Genomic DNA, 12986 nt, shown 5'->3' with positions numbered 1-12986 from the left:
GTTTGAGGGTGATGTAGTGGAAACGTTTTTCCCGAAGGTAATCATAATGATGACGGTTGCTGGATTTGCACTTTATTTCATAAATAAAGCTCTAAGAAAATGGCTTAAGGTTGAAAAGAAACCGATTTTCTCCTATAACCATGTGAATGAACTACATAAGAAATGGGATTGGGGCATTCGGATTAGTTTTATCGTTTTACTGATCATTAGTTTTGTCGTTACTATTTATCGTGGTTTTCATGATCCTATTTGGTACCTACAAACACATATTCTTTTGTTTGTTTTTATTATTGCGTCGGAAGCTGTTCGAGTCATTATGGAGAAGAAGTATGCAGCTAATAGAAATGATTATATTTTCACATCGATTCAATTGGCGCTCATCATTATCTTCTTAACATCAATGTTTTCAACAAACTTTTTTGGGATTATTTGATGAAAAGGATACCCGATATATGACTAGACTGGAGGGGATCTATTGAAAAGTAAAGCAGGTTTCATTGAAAATATAAAAAGAAAAATCATTGCTGGATCATTCACGATTCTTCTCTTAGCAAGCATTTATTTCATTGTTTCTGCCGTTCTTATTGACGCTACGCTAAGTAGGGGCCTCTCAGAGCTTCAAGAAGATACGGCGTATACATACATTATTCTGTTCTATTGAGTCTTTTTTTACGGAGTGCCGGTTTCGGTAATAAGTGATTCGTTGGCTAAGTCGATTGCAATCACAACTCGTCAAAAGGAAATATATATGACGACTATTCTGCACTTGCTAGCTGGCTCTATAGTAGGCTTAGGTAGCCACATTCCTGCCGTAACGTTTTTGGTTATCGATCGATTAATAATAAGGAAACCTATCCACTTTCGGTTTGGTGCAATCATGTTCATTTCCTTATGTGCGATGACATATTTGATCGATGTCAGCATTAAGGAAGTGTTTGGACTTAGCTGAATGATACGTGAAGGAATGGTTTCTCTCAAATGAGCCAAAATCGAGAAACAACTTAGGGTGTGAATTTTCATAAGACGTAAAGGGGATGGCATATGGCGAAACGTTTATTACTCTTCCTTCTGATTGCATTACTAACTGCTTGCAGTGGGGAGTTGAACGGTGAAGAAGCGCCTAAACCAAAAGTGGAAGTGTGGAATCTTGATAAACAAGTGAAAACTGAAATAGCGCACAGCGCAAAAACGGTGTGCTGGAATGACTGTGTCATGGTAACAAAAGCTAATAGTGAATCACAGAACAATCCTGAAATTGTCGATATCGGCAAGCAATCCATAGGCATCAGTTTTGATGTGATGGAACCAGCCCCATCTACGATCAATCTTATAAATGAAACGACGGGCGAACATATCAAATTGGATTCAAATAATATTACCATTACCCCTTCGACTAATGGTGAAACAGTCTATCGTCTTCATTTCTTCTGGAATGGGAAAGGCGGTAAGTCTTTAGGAGAATCAACTTATCGGTTTGGTGTGAAAACGAGTAATGATTATCAGGTGAAGTAAAGGTTGACTAGTAAAAGAATTTAGCTCATGCACCAAATAAATGCGATTAAGCAAAGGGGAAGAGAATGTCTATGGTATCAGCATGCTTAGGCTGTCAATTGGCAAACAAAATCGAACCGGTACATGTCGTATACGAAGATGATGATGTTTGTTGCTTTTTAGATATTGAGCCGTTTAATGAGGGTCATACGTTAATTGTACCTAAGAAACACGTTTTAGATGTAGAAGAGTTAGATATAAAAACAGCCAATGCGATCATGGTGGCTTCTATGAAAATTTCCCGAGCAATCAAAGCACTTTATGCGCCAGATGGAATCACAGTTTGCCAAAATGGCGGGACGTTCAACGATTTGAGTCATTACCATATGCATGTGATCCCGAGATATGAAGGACAAGCTTTCTATCATGAAGAAGAGAGCGAGAATGGTAAAGAGAAAGCTAGCTTACGAGTTACGAAAGAGAAGTTAATGAAACAAATGGCATTGATGTCGTAAAACGAAAAGTTGATTTTTCATTAGAAGGATTTAATGCCATTCACGTGAGATGATTGAATTTCATTGTTTGTTTTGAAATAATTGGAATTGTATATTAATGAAAGATTTTGTTCAAAACAATGCGATGGATAGGAGGGAAATTCCTGAAAACAGAAAGATGTTATCTCCGCTTATTTTCGGAGAGGGATTATGAGTCTGTTAAAAAGCTTTATGAGAATGAGGATGTGCGAAAATACTTAGGTGGAACGGTGGAGGAAGAGGCGTTTAAGCATCATTTCACACATATGCTTCATGCAAAGAAAGGCCGCTACTGGGCGATCTTTCTAAATGACAGTCATGCGTTTATCGGTTTTGTTTTTCTTGATTCTTATCATGATGGTGCTCGTACAGAGATTGGATATCAGTTACTACCACAGTACTGGCGGAAGGGTTATGCGAGCGAGGTCGTTACTTGTGTAATCGAATACGGGTTTAATGAATGGCAGCTACAGGAAATCGTCGCTGAGACGCAAACGCGAAATATGGCGTCATGTAAGCTTCTCCGAAAAGTGGGGATGACGTGTGAAGGCCAATTGAAGCGATTTGGTGAAGAACAATCGATGTTTAGACTCTTCAATCCCACCGCGAGCTAGATACATAGTTTGAAATCACTGCAATAGAGGAGCTTGCGAAATGAAATGGGATAGAAAAATGGTTACACTGAGCTTGTTTGCTTGTCTGGTGCTGGCTGCGTGTGGAAATAATTCAGCTGGTGAGCAAGCCGAGTGGAATGGCTCGAATGAAATGACTAGTAGTTCGAGTGAAGAATCCGACGCTTCAATGAATGAAGAAGCAAGCACCGAAACGAGCGATGAAGCTTCTGTGGATGAAGAAGGCGAAGCAACATCTGATAATCCGAGTGAAGAGGGTACAGAAGAGCATCCGAATGATCATACAGAAGGTGATTCTGAAGAGGAGTCTTCTGAATCGAGCGAGGTCGCAATAACGTCTGGTTCTTCGGCTGTCGATTATTTGAAGCGTGAATTAGAAGCTGATGAAACACAAAACATTGATTTTGAAGATATCGTTTTTAGAGAGATGGGACCGATTCAAACAGATGATGGTGGATCTTATTATACTGTGCAACTTACTTCTAAATCCCTTAAGGAAAAGGGTGGTTCTGGAACGGTAGGGTTGTACAAAGTGTATGAAGATGGAACATATGAATTGAACTGATCAGTCGTTTGATTTCTAACACGATGAAATTTCTAAGGAAGAGCTTTTCCGGGATGAGGAGAAGCTCTTGTTTTATAATCACAAGCGTTTGTACGGAGGAGGATGAACAGTTAGTGAATCGAAATATTCTCATATGGGATCTCATTTGCTACGTTGTATTTCCGATTGGCATTTGGCACCTGTCTCGAGACATCATTGGTGACTACTATGCTATGCTTATATCAACTATCCCTGGGTTGATATATAGTATCATCCGCTTTATTCTACTGAAGAAAATAAACTTTTTTGGGATTTTTCTCATTGTGACGTTAGCAACGAGTACGTTAGTTGACGTTCTTTCCGGGTCTGCCATTCAAATGCTTTGGAATCGTGTCATCTATTCTTATGCGATGGCACTGATTATGGTTGTAAGTATTGTGATTAATCGGCCGATCTATTTATTGTTTACAGTCGATATCATGGAGCTCCAGGGCAGGAGCCGTCGCATTCTAAAACAGGAGTTTTACCAGAAGAAAATCTTAACGATATTTAAGCTCATCACTTTTGGTTTTGTGTGTAAGAACATCATCGTAGCGTCGATCAATGTTTGGTTGATCTTACAATATGGCGTGGATTCTTTTGATAAAGGCATTCTCTTGAAACAAATAGTCGGTTGGGGGATTACGCTTATTTCGGTCTACGGGTTTTTCCATATTGCCAAATTACTACAATACAAAAGCAACAAAGAAATGGAACAAACGTTATAGCTAAATTGTATGAGAGAAGGCTTCGTAACAAAGGGATAAGAAGAGAGAGGCGGCTAAAAAAGTGTACTGGTTTATAGCACTATTTGATGAGAAGACAGAACAGCAGGTGAAAGACATATGGAATGACCTAAGCGAGCAGTCCATTTCTTTCTATGCAGATGAAGTGAAAGATGGTAGGCCACATATTACATTAGGAAGCTATGAAAGCTTAGATAAAAAGAAGTTCATAGACGAAGTGGATGCCTATTATAATGAAAAAGTAGGCATTGAGATTACGTTTAATACAATCGGATCTTTCCTGGATTATGGGGCAATCTTTCTAACGCCTACGGTGACGCAAGAATTGCTTACGTTTCATTCGGATCATTATCAAAACCTTGGCGAATTCAATGAAACAGCTAACTCTTTATATTTACCTGGCAAGTGGATTCCTCACTGTACGTTAGCTAATGATCTTTCGCATGAAGATTTAGCGAAGGTGTATCACTATTGTATTGAACGGAATGATACGGTCTATGGCAGAATCGAAGAAGTGGCACTGATCGAATTGGTTGAAGAAGATGAGGAAGGAATGAACGCGCCGATTATTTACTCCAAAAGGTTAAAATGATCAACTTCTATGAAAATCATAAGAAAAAGCAGGTCACACTAAAAGGATGTGAACCTGCTTTTTTTATGTGTTTTCTTGTCCGCTTATTTCATTACCTTGCTCTTTGGAAACCAGAAAAGGAACGAGCATTGGAATAATTAATACAAGCACGAGCAGGCGTATGACCTGCATGGCAGCAACGATGCTGGCATCTAAGTCAAGAGATGCTGCAACAGAAGACATTTGCGGTGCGCCAGCTGGAACGATCGCGAGTAGACTTGTGATGAAATCGAGCGGCGTCATGAGATAGAACACAAACGTTACGACAAATGTTAAGAAAAAGAATGAGAGAAGAATCCAAACGCTTGTCCACCCGATTTCTTTGATTTCCTTTAAAGCTCTGCGATCAAATCGCACTCCGATGATGACGCCAAGCATCGCCATTCCCATACCTACAAGGAGATTCGGCATGGTTGGAAGCGGTTGGATAAACGTGTGAAAGAGAAATCCAATGATAATGGCGTATAGAAAAGGTGCGATCGGAATGCGCCATTTCTTTGCGAGGAAAAGGGTGATTCCAATTAACAAAAGGTAGAAAAGAATAGCAAGTCCCAACGGCATATTCACTTGAGAAGTGGCTTTCATCGCAGCACCCTGTACTTCATCTGTCGATAGAAAGGAAGACATAAAACCAGCGACGAGCGAGATAGTTGAGACAAGCATCATGATGCGAACCGTTTGAAAGGCAGCAACCATACCTAGATTCGCATTGTATTCGCGACTTAGAGCCATCATAACCGATGCTCCGGCTGGTAAACAGCAGAATAGCGCTGTTTTTGAATCAAGGTTTGAATAGTTTTTTAGAATCTTTCCTAGGACCCAGCTTGCGATTAATAAGATGATCATTGAGACCGCTAGAGGGAAGAGGTAACTTGCGACTTCCTGAAACATTTTTGCTTTAATACTTAGACTGATGCTGACACCGATCACGGCTAACGAGAGGTCAAACAATAGATTCGGGTAAGCTATATCATCAATCATAAGACGATAGAAGGCTCCAACAAGCATTGCCCCTAATAACCATCCAGCGGGCATGTTGAGAAGGTCAAAGAGAAACCCAACGGTAAAAGCTTTGAAGAGTAGTAGTCCTTTTTTCATTCAAACAGCACCTTCAAAAAACAATATCGTTGTTTATCGAGAAGACAACATCGTAATAGTCTTTCTCTTGAAATGAGAACAGTGATTTTCAACAGTGTAGCATATCTTCACTAGCATATTCATGCGATACGATTCGCTTGAAATATTCACAGAATGTTCACTTACGAGCGCGAATTGAAATGACTATACTAGTCACTATGCTAGAAAGAGAGGATGAGTCGTTTGCCAGAAACGAAAAAAGAAGGTTTTTATTTTGGATTAATGATGTGTTTTGGAATGGTATGTGTGATGACATTCTATAACTTATCTACGAATGGATTAATGGGAGAAATGACTCTTATAGAATTGCTTATGAGTCTACTGGTTGGCTATATTATCGCTTTGTTATTTGAAATGATTGTGGTAGGTCCCATTGCGAAAAAAATTACGTTTCGTTTGCCATTTAACAAATCTCATAAATGGAAGATTATTTTAATTCTTTCAACTTGTATGGTTATCGGTATGGTATTCTTTATGTCATTTTACGGATTAATAATGTCATATGCTAATAGCGGATCTATGGAGCATTCCTTCCTAAGAGAGTATGTATCGTTATTTATTAAAAATGTCATTGTAGCCTTCCCGTTACAGCTCCTCATTATAGGGCCACTCGTTCGGTGGTTGTTCGTGAAGTATGTAAAAACGAATAAACCAATGAGCGCTAAAGCACAGTAATGGAATAAGTAGCAGTGAATTTGATTTATTGAAGAAGTGAACAGATGGTAAAAAAAGGGTGCCCTGCTGAAGGGCATCCTTTTCTAGTTGGTAATGGTTACTTAAATCTTTAGATGGGGAAATTTAAAATTCTTCATAAGTAGCTGGATCTTGATCATTCAATCGTCCATTTGTTTTCGTTAATTCAGCCATCATCGCCATTTCTGTTTCATTTAAAGAAAAGTCAAAGATAGAGAGGTTCTCAAGCTGACGTTCTGGAGAAGATGATTTAGGAATCGGGATGGATCCTAATTGATAATGCCAGCGTAAAATCACCTGAGAGACTGATTTGTTATGTTGATTTGCTATTTGACTAATCGTTTCATTTTCTAAAATGTCAGTCACTCGAGCTAGCGGACTCCAGGATTGTGTTTTGATGTTGTTTTGTTGATGAAATCTTCTCTGATCTTCCTGGTTGAAGAAGGGGTGTAGTTCGATTTGATTGATACTTGGCTTTACGCCGGTTTCTTTCTCCAATTGCTCAAGATGCTCCGGAAGGAAATTACATACGCCAATCGAGCGAATGAGTCCCCATTTCTTAGCGTCAATTAGAGCTTGCCAAGCTTCTGGATAAAGACCTTGTTTAGGGTTCGGCCAGTGAATGAGGTACAAATCATAATAATCAAGATTGGCTCTATATAACGACTCCTGAATAGCCGTAACCGCTTTATTATATTCGTGATAGCGACCTGGTAATTTAGAAGTGACGCGCAGTTCATTTCTAGGAACTGTACTTCGACGAATGGCTTCGCCTACGGTACCTTCATTTTCGTAATTGTAAGCTGTATCGATGAGGCGATAGCCAACATCAATCGCACTATTAATTGCAGTTGCGCCTTCATTTCCATTTAGTTTGTAAGTACCGAAACCGATAGCGGGTAGTGTAAGTCCATCATTCAACGTTAGTTCTGGGATTGATTCCTTCATCAAAGATCATTCCTTTCAATAATAATCACCTTTTTTATCACACTTTAAATCTACCACTTCCTAAAAAATGCAAACATATGTAAGCGTATTAACAGTGAATTTATTTGTGAAAGGGGGAGAGATCAAATGAAAAATATCAAAAAAAGCTTATTAGCTAGAAGAGACCAAATAAGCTTCTTTTATATTTAGAGAGTCATGAGAAGCGGCTTTATCAAGTGCAATTGAGGATTTTTTCATAACACTCTGTTCGTGTTTGGGGAGGAGTGATTCCTCTTCTAATGATTTCACTAGTTAACATTTCAATAAAAGCTTCATCTAATTGAAGAGTATACGCATCACAAAAAGCGATTAGTAAATCCTTAGTTGATAAGAGTCGCAATCTATTCGACCTCCCTGTTCTATTTGGTTTTGTTTAAACGGTTATTGAAAAGCGCTGCTTAATTTTGACGTTTGGCGTAATCAAAATAATGAAGCAGAATCTTTTTCCCTTTTAACCGTTTTTCCAAATAAGAGATAAACAAGGAGGTGGTGTATGGCTCATAGAAGTTATTCCGATGGGCATGAATTTCTTGAATAGCTAATTGGTCAGAATGTTTTGGACGATAAGCTCGATCAGACGTCATTGCAATGTAGCTATCGATGACTCGAAGAATCGAAACAGATCGAGGAATTTGCTCATCGTGTAATTGGTAAGGATAGCCAGTACCATCGTTATTCTCATGATGATTTAGTATAAGAGACGGCTCAATATCAATCTCTGGAAAATCATTAAGTAGTTCTATTCCAAACTCTGGATGCTGCTCGACATACTCTTTCTCATAAAGGGTTAGTGGGCTCTTTTTTTGAAGGATTTCTGTTGGAACAAGCAGTTTACCGATGTCATGTAGCAAAACAGACTCAAGAAAGGGTCGTTTCAACAATGACCGGAAATTGTAATGCAAACAGAAATCAATGAAATAGCTCGTTGTTTGCACCGAATGGACGAAGGCATGAGGATCGTGACGCCTTAGCAGTTCCATTATCCGTCGTGACTGCAATGAAAATAAATGAGTGTGCCCGTACAATGTACACTTTTCCATGTTCATTCTCCTTTTTAAGGAGCCGGTTGCACTACTTACTCCCTATCACTCAAGTGCCCAGGCTAGAATGATAGTTCATCGCATTCTCTTTTTTTGTGGATCTCTTACTGAGGTATCATGTCATGAGGATATACTTATATAATCATTACCATAAAAAGTGGGATTTGTTAATAGCTTAATGTGTTATGATAGGTTTATTTTTGAAAGGAGATTGGAATATGAAATCTGACGTATTAATTGTTGGCGCGGGTCCGACTGGACTTGTATTAGCCCTCCATCTGGCGAAATATGGAGTTTCATTACGAATAATTGAGAAAAATGCGGGACCCGGAGAAGCATCACGTGCGCTAATTGTACACGCTAGAACGCTAGAATTCTATGACCAAATGGGCTTCGCAGAAGAAGTCATCCATCAGGGGATTGAAGTGAAGACTATCCAATTTCGAGAAGGAAAGAAAGTAAAAGCGAACATATATTTTCGTGATCTTGGAAAAGGATTAAGTCCTTTCCCATTCGCCCTAAGCTATCCGCAAGATGATCACGAGCAGCTGCTAATTAACAAATTAGCCGACGAAGGCGTTGAGGTGGAATGGGAGACAGAGTTGGTTTCGTTTATGGATGAAGGGGACCATGTTCAAGCCGTTATTAAAAAAGATAATAAGGAAGAACGGAGTGAGTTTTCATATATATGCGGGTGTGATGGGGCGCATAGTACTGTTCGAAGAGAGCTTGCTTTTGATTTTCCAGGTGGAACGTACGAGGAACTGTTTTTTGTGGCGGATGTTAAAGCGAACACCGGACAAATAGCTGAAAGTAGTTTAAATGTGTATTTAGATTCTGACACCTTTTACTTATTCATGCCGGTTAGAAGCACGGGAATGGAACGGATTATTGGAATAGTTCCTCGCAATTTAACCGATCAAAGCTCAGTTGCGTTCAAGGATTTCCAGTCGCTGATCGAGCAGAGAACAGGCTTAACGATTCAACATGTGAACTGGTTCCAAACATACAAAGTCCATCATCGCGTTAGCAGTCACTTTAGAAAAGGACGTGCGTTTATTGCCGGAGATGCTGGACACATTCATAGCCCGGCTGGCGGACAGGGCATGAACACCGGTATTGGGGACGCGGTGAACTTAGCGTGGAAGCTAGCTGCAGTGTTGCTTCGGAAAACGGACGAAGGCATTCTTGATACATTTGAAGAAGAGCGTATTAACTTTGCGAGAACGTTAATCGATACAACTGATCGGGCGTTTACTTCTATTATAGGTGACCACATGACGAGCAAACTACTGCGGAAAATCGTCATACCCAACGTGGCTCCATTTACGCTTCGTTCCTTTTCCATTGCTCGAAAAGCAGCCTTTAGAAGGCTTTCTCAAATCAACATTCATTATCGCAACAGTCAACTTAGTGTTGGTACAGCGGGGAAAGTTCATGGTGGAGATCGCCTGCCATGGATCCGAACAGAATCATGCATTAATTATGATGCGCTTAAGTCAATGGATTGGCAGCTTCACGTATACGGTCAAGCAAATGAAGCCGTTAAGGGTTTTGCCAGGGTATCTGGATATGCTCTATATGAGTTTAGCTTTGAAAAAGCAATGACGAAAAAAGGATTGCAGGAAAATGCGCTGTACCTGATCCGGCCTGATGGTTATGTAGCTTTAGCGGATAGTGAACAGAATGTGGAAAGATTGAAACAGTACGTATCAAAATTCAACATTTTATCTTTAGACAAGGAGACTTAAGGGCAAGATTCAGTTTCTTGTTTCCTTAAGTCTCTCTGCTTTGTTTAGACATTTTGATAAAAATATCAGTTATCACTTTCGCTACATATATGACGAATAAATAAGCTGCTAATAAAACAAACCAATTGGTGTATAGTTCAAAGAGGTCGAGCCAAATTAAAATCGGCTTAAAAATAAACGTAAAGCCTACTGCTGAAAGCGTGCCGTATAACCAGTAGTTTTTCTTATGTGATAAGCACCACTGATAAAGCAAAATAAAATAGACCGGGACAAGAGCTCCATCAATACTAATGCTTGCAGGTAATTGGGGAATCGCAATGTAAGGATAATCCCACCAGGATTTACGAACACCTAATGCATCCACATAAGCAGCTATGACGTGAACGGAATAGCCGAAGAATCCGAGCAGAAAAATGTTGCGTCGATCGATTCGAAAATAAAGGATAATCAGCGGCACGAAGATGAACGCTAAAATAAGCCAAAATTGCCAGGTTGTATAGTCAGAATAACTTTGCCAATAATGATTCGCTTTCTCTTCAAGTTCTCTTCGCAACAAGACAATTTGATCAAACTGCTGTTGTCGATCCATGATGAACACCACCTTTAGGGATAGTATTCATCGCACGAATAGTTGTTATTACGTTTTTTAGAAATTTTCTTTATGAAAAGCTCTGTAAGGTGAACGTGTTGATTTCTCTTTTCTTATGTGTGAAAAAATCTTTTGGGATATGTATAAGGAGTTTGAGGTTTCATAGCGAAATGAATATAGGAAAGAATTCATTTTTCTAAGGAGAGTGATCGAATGGCTCAAACGGCGAAGCACGTGTTTGTAAATTTACCGGTCAAAGATCTCGATAAATCCATCGCTTTTTTCTCTGAAATTGGCTTTGAATTTAACCCACAGTTTACAGATGAGAATGCGACGTGCATGGTGATCAATGAAAATACATTTGTTATGTTACTTGTAGAGGAATTCTTCAAGACATTTACGAAGAAGAACCTTACGAACGCCAGAGAATCAACAGAAGTCATTATGGCCCTTTCTGCAGAAAGCAATGATGAGGTGGACCAAATGGTGAGTCGTGCCCTTGCAGCTGGAGGTAAAGCTTCGAATGATGCCATCGATCATGGATTTATGTATGCCTGGAGTTTTCAGGACATTGATGGCCACTTGTGGGAAGTGATGCATATGGATGAAAGGGCAATTGAACAGGGATAATAGCTTCATGAATAAAAACACCTCATCCGTTAAGGGATGAGGTGTTTCCATATGCTTTCACTTATTCTGCTACAACAAACTCAAAGTTCCCTTCGAATTTCACGTCTTTCCCAAGCAAGAACCCGCCTGTTTCCATCGCAGCATTATACGTCATGCCGTAAGCTTCACGGTTCACTTTACCTGAAACGTCAAAACCAGCTACTGTGCTGCCATCAAGTGGGCTTTTGGATTTGCCGTTGTATTCAACTGTGAACGTTTCTTCTTTCGTTACGCCTTTAATCGTAAAGTCGCCAGTAACGTCATACTCTCCATCATCTTTCTTTGCAATAGACTTACTTTGGAAGACAATATTTGGATATTGATCTGCTTCAAAGAAATCACCAGAGCGAAGGTGTCCGTCACGGTCTTCGTTACCTGTATCGATTGATTTCACCGAGATTGTAACTTTAATGTTTGCGGAAGTCAGGTTATCAAGATCGCCGTTGAAATCGACGTCAAAGTCAGTAAATTCACCTTTTGCTTTTGATACCATCATATGCTTGATTTGAAAATCTAAACTGCTGTGAACTTTATCTAGTGTTAATGTAGACATTGAAAAATTCCTCCTCAGGATTGTTGCTTTTTAGTATAGATTAAAGATACCGTAAATTTATCTCGAAGTCAAGATGTTTTAAGTTAAGACATTGTTAATATTCTTTCAATATTCCGTGCAACTTTTTATCCACGTTTAAAACGTCTTGCCTCATACTAAAGCCTCTTTTTAGTCATAATCCGGTAGTTAATTGGAAGGAATTTGGATTTGTTGGGTTTACTGAATGGAAAGTGGTGTCATGATGGTAAGTATAAAGGGAGAAAAGGAGCTGTTTCGATGAAAAGATGGACGATTCTTTTACTAATGATGAGTGTACTACTTGTGTTAGCCGCCTGTGGAGGAGGTAACGAAGAAGGAACGACAGAAAACGAACCGGAAACAACCACGGAAAATGCCGGTGAAAGTGAACAGGAACAAATGGATACGATCACTGTTACTATGAAAAATCAGGACGATGAAGAGATTGGGACAGCCGAGCTGAATGAGCATGACGGCGCAACGATGATCAGTCTAGATGTTAGTGATTTGCCAGCAGGAGAGCACGGTTTTCATATTCATGAAACTGGGGCATGTGAAGCACCAGATTTCAAATCGGCAGGCGGTCATTATAATCCCGGTGATAAGGATCACGGTACAGAATCCGATAATGGTCCACATGCGGGAGATATGGAAAATATTGAAGTTGCCGAAGATGGAACGCTTCAAACCGACATTATGAATGACAAAGTTACGCTAAAATCTGGAGAAGAAAATTCGCTACTAAAAGAAGGCGGAACAGCCATTGTTATTCATGCCGGTGCAGATGATATGGAATCACAGCCGTCAGGAGATGCCGGAGATCGTATTGCTTGCGGTGTGATAGGTGAATAAGGGAGAAAGATGAAAAGGGGTTCCACGGTTTTTGAGGCGTGGATCCTTTTTTTATGTACTTCAAGCTGTGGAAAACAGCGG

19 protein-coding genes and 1 riboswitch are annotated in these 12986 nt (G+C 39.7%); of the genes, 13 read left to right on the top strand and 6 right to left on the bottom strand.

Annotated elements, in window-relative coordinates; translation table 11 throughout:
* Window positions 1-16 precede the first annotated feature (16 nt).
* The 9 genes from ABVF21_RS08835 (at window position 17) to ABVF21_RS08795 (ending at window position 4577) form a co-directional block, all read left to right on the top strand.
* Complete coding sequence (locus ABVF21_RS08835) at window positions 17-433, top strand: DUF4181 domain-containing protein (RefSeq protein ID WP_371018049.1); 417 nt, start codon at window positions 17-19, stop codon at window positions 431-433.
* A gap of 42 nt (window positions 434-475) precedes the next feature.
* On the top strand, window positions 476-661 hold the full coding sequence (locus tag ABVF21_RS08830; RefSeq protein WP_371018048.1) for a hypothetical protein: 186 nt from the start codon (window positions 476-478) through the stop codon (window positions 659-661).
* Window positions 662-748: 87 nt separating this feature from the next.
* The gene (locus ABVF21_RS08825; protein ID WP_371018047.1) at window positions 749-949 is read left to right on the top strand and encodes a hypothetical protein; all 201 of its coding nucleotides are present in this window, start codon (window positions 749-751) and stop codon (window positions 947-949) included.
* A gap of 92 nt (window positions 950-1041) precedes the next feature.
* The gene (locus ABVF21_RS08820; protein WP_371018046.1) at window positions 1042-1512 is read left to right on the top strand and encodes a hypothetical protein; all 471 of its coding nucleotides are present in this window, start codon (window positions 1042-1044) and stop codon (window positions 1510-1512) included.
* A 65-nt stretch (window positions 1513-1577) separates the two neighbouring features.
* Window positions 1578-2006 (top strand): HIT family protein, encoded by a 429-nt coding sequence (locus ABVF21_RS08815; protein WP_371018045.1) that lies wholly within the window; start codon window positions 1578-1580, stop codon window positions 2004-2006.
* A gap of 119 nt (window positions 2007-2125) precedes the next feature.
* Window positions 2126-2638: a GNAT family N-acetyltransferase gene (locus tag ABVF21_RS08810; protein WP_303529906.1), complete on the top strand. Its 513-nt coding sequence runs from the start codon at window positions 2126-2128 to the stop codon at window positions 2636-2638.
* A 40-nt stretch (window positions 2639-2678) separates the two neighbouring features.
* Window positions 2679-3221, top strand: coding sequence for a hypothetical protein (locus ABVF21_RS08805; protein WP_371018044.1), 543 nt, complete (start codon window positions 2679-2681; stop codon window positions 3219-3221).
* A gap of 113 nt (window positions 3222-3334) precedes the next feature.
* Window positions 3335-3967, top strand: coding sequence for a VC0807 family protein (locus ABVF21_RS08800; RefSeq protein WP_303529903.1), 633 nt, complete (start codon window positions 3335-3337; stop codon window positions 3965-3967).
* Window positions 3968-4028: 61 nt separating this feature from the next.
* On the top strand, window positions 4029-4577 hold the full coding sequence (locus ABVF21_RS08795; RefSeq protein WP_303529902.1) for a 2'-5' RNA ligase family protein: 549 nt from the start codon (window positions 4029-4031) through the stop codon (window positions 4575-4577).
* 63 nt (window positions 4578-4640) lie between these two features.
* On the opposite strand, the gene ABVF21_RS08790 is transcribed toward ABVF21_RS08795, so the two are convergent.
* Entirely contained in the window at window positions 4641-5714 is a 1074-nt protein-coding gene (locus tag ABVF21_RS08790; RefSeq protein ID WP_371018043.1) for an AbrB family transcriptional regulator, read from the bottom strand.
* A 222-nt stretch (window positions 5715-5936) separates the two neighbouring features.
* On the opposite strand from ABVF21_RS08790, the gene ABVF21_RS08785 reads away from it, so the two are divergent.
* Window positions 5937-6428: a DUF2798 domain-containing protein gene (locus ABVF21_RS08785; RefSeq protein WP_371018042.1), complete on the top strand. Its 492-nt coding sequence runs from the start codon at window positions 5937-5939 to the stop codon at window positions 6426-6428.
* A 123-nt stretch (window positions 6429-6551) separates the two neighbouring features.
* Here the strand turns inward: ABVF21_RS08785 and ABVF21_RS08780 are convergent, their stop codons facing one another.
* From ABVF21_RS08780 to ABVF21_RS08770, 3 genes are all read right to left on the bottom strand, one after another.
* Window positions 6552-7394, bottom strand: a complete 843-nt coding sequence (locus tag ABVF21_RS08780) for an aldo/keto reductase (RefSeq protein ID WP_303529896.1) — start codon at window positions 7392-7394, stop codon at window positions 6552-6554.
* 211 nt (window positions 7395-7605) lie between these two features.
* A complete protein-coding gene (gene sda / locus ABVF21_RS08775) occupies window positions 7606-7773 on the bottom strand; it encodes a sporulation histidine kinase inhibitor Sda (RefSeq protein ID WP_369290135.1) in 168 nt (55 codons plus the stop codon).
* Between the two features lie 58 nt (window positions 7774-7831).
* Entirely contained in the window at window positions 7832-8473 is a 642-nt protein-coding gene (locus tag ABVF21_RS08770; protein ID WP_303529894.1) for an HD-GYP domain-containing protein, read from the bottom strand.
* A gap of 11 nt (window positions 8474-8484) precedes the next feature.
* Window positions 8485-8568, bottom strand: a riboswitch (cyclic di-GMP riboswitch).
* Between the two features lie 123 nt (window positions 8569-8691).
* Here ABVF21_RS08770 and ABVF21_RS08765 point away from each other — a divergent pair.
* Window positions 8692-10224 (top strand): FAD-dependent oxidoreductase, encoded by a 1533-nt coding sequence (locus ABVF21_RS08765; protein WP_371018041.1) that lies wholly within the window; start codon window positions 8692-8694, stop codon window positions 10222-10224.
* A 25-nt stretch (window positions 10225-10249) separates the two neighbouring features.
* On the opposite strand, the gene ABVF21_RS08760 is transcribed toward ABVF21_RS08765, so the two are convergent.
* Window positions 10250-10813: a CBO0543 family protein gene (locus tag ABVF21_RS08760; RefSeq protein WP_371018040.1), complete on the bottom strand. Its 564-nt coding sequence runs from the start codon at window positions 10811-10813 to the stop codon at window positions 10250-10252.
* Between the two features lie 213 nt (window positions 10814-11026).
* Here ABVF21_RS08760 and ABVF21_RS08755 point away from each other — a divergent pair, with 213 nt between their 5' ends.
* Window positions 11027-11443: a VOC family protein gene (locus ABVF21_RS08755; RefSeq protein ID WP_371018039.1), complete on the top strand. Its 417-nt coding sequence runs from the start codon at window positions 11027-11029 to the stop codon at window positions 11441-11443.
* 61 nt (window positions 11444-11504) lie between these two features.
* On the opposite strand, the gene ABVF21_RS08750 is transcribed toward ABVF21_RS08755, so the two are convergent.
* On the bottom strand, window positions 11505-12035 hold the full coding sequence (locus ABVF21_RS08750; RefSeq protein WP_371018038.1) for a YceI family protein: 531 nt from the start codon (window positions 12033-12035) through the stop codon (window positions 11505-11507).
* 276 nt (window positions 12036-12311) lie between these two features.
* Here ABVF21_RS08750 and ABVF21_RS08745 point away from each other — a divergent pair, with 276 nt between their 5' ends.
* Window positions 12312-12905 carry a superoxide dismutase family protein gene (locus ABVF21_RS08745; protein ID WP_371018037.1) on the top strand — a complete coding sequence of 198 codons (594 nt, stop codon included), beginning with the start codon at window positions 12312-12314 and terminating at the stop codon, window positions 12903-12905.
* Window positions 12906-12986 lie beyond the last annotated feature (81 nt).

The organism is Pseudalkalibacillus sp. JSM 102089, assembly GCF_041366475.1.
GTDB lineage: Bacteria > Bacillota > Bacilli > Bacillales > Guptibacillaceae > Guptibacillus > Guptibacillus hwajinpoensis_B.
The sequence above is the reverse complement of the archived record's forward strand: the minus strand, read 5'-3'. Positions and strand labels throughout refer to the sequence as shown.

Excerpts from the sequence above, each read along its gene's own strand:
- ABVF21_RS08790 (WP_371018043.1), bottom strand. The coding sequence starts at position 5,714 with ATGAAAAAAGGACTACTACTCTTCAAAGCTTTTACCGTTGGGTTTCTC.
- ABVF21_RS08770 (WP_303529894.1), bottom strand. The coding sequence starts at position 8,473 with ATGGAAAAGTGTACATTGTACGGGCACACTCATTTATTTTCATTGCAG.
- ABVF21_RS08780 (WP_303529896.1), bottom strand. The coding sequence starts at position 7,394 with ATGAAGGAATCAATCCCAGAACTAACGTTGAATGATGGACTTACACTA.
- ABVF21_RS08750 (WP_371018038.1), bottom strand. The coding sequence starts at position 12,035 with ATGTCTACATTAACACTAGATAAAGTTCACAGCAGTTTAGATTTTCAA.
- ABVF21_RS08810 (WP_303529906.1), top strand. The coding sequence starts at position 2,126 with ATGCGATGGATAGGAGGGAAATTCCTGAAAACAGAAAGATGTTATCTC.
- ABVF21_RS08825 (WP_371018047.1), top strand. The coding sequence starts at position 749 with ATGACGACTATTCTGCACTTGCTAGCTGGCTCTATAGTAGGCTTAGGT.
- ABVF21_RS08745 (WP_371018037.1), top strand. The coding sequence starts at position 12,312 with ATGAAAAGATGGACGATTCTTTTACTAATGATGAGTGTACTACTTGTG.
- ABVF21_RS08820 (WP_371018046.1), top strand. The coding sequence starts at position 1,042 with ATGGCGAAACGTTTATTACTCTTCCTTCTGATTGCATTACTAACTGCT.
- ABVF21_RS08765 (WP_371018041.1), top strand. The coding sequence starts at position 8,692 with ATGAAATCTGACGTATTAATTGTTGGCGCGGGTCCGACTGGACTTGTA.
- ABVF21_RS08760 (WP_371018040.1), bottom strand. The coding sequence starts at position 10,813 with ATGGATCGACAACAGCAGTTTGATCAAATTGTCTTGTTGCGAAGAGAA.
- ABVF21_RS08805 (WP_371018044.1), top strand. The coding sequence starts at position 2,679 with ATGAAATGGGATAGAAAAATGGTTACACTGAGCTTGTTTGCTTGTCTG.
- ABVF21_RS08815 (WP_371018045.1), top strand. The coding sequence starts at position 1,578 with ATGTCTATGGTATCAGCATGCTTAGGCTGTCAATTGGCAAACAAAATC.
- ABVF21_RS08755 (WP_371018039.1), top strand. The coding sequence starts at position 11,027 with ATGGCTCAAACGGCGAAGCACGTGTTTGTAAATTTACCGGTCAAAGAT.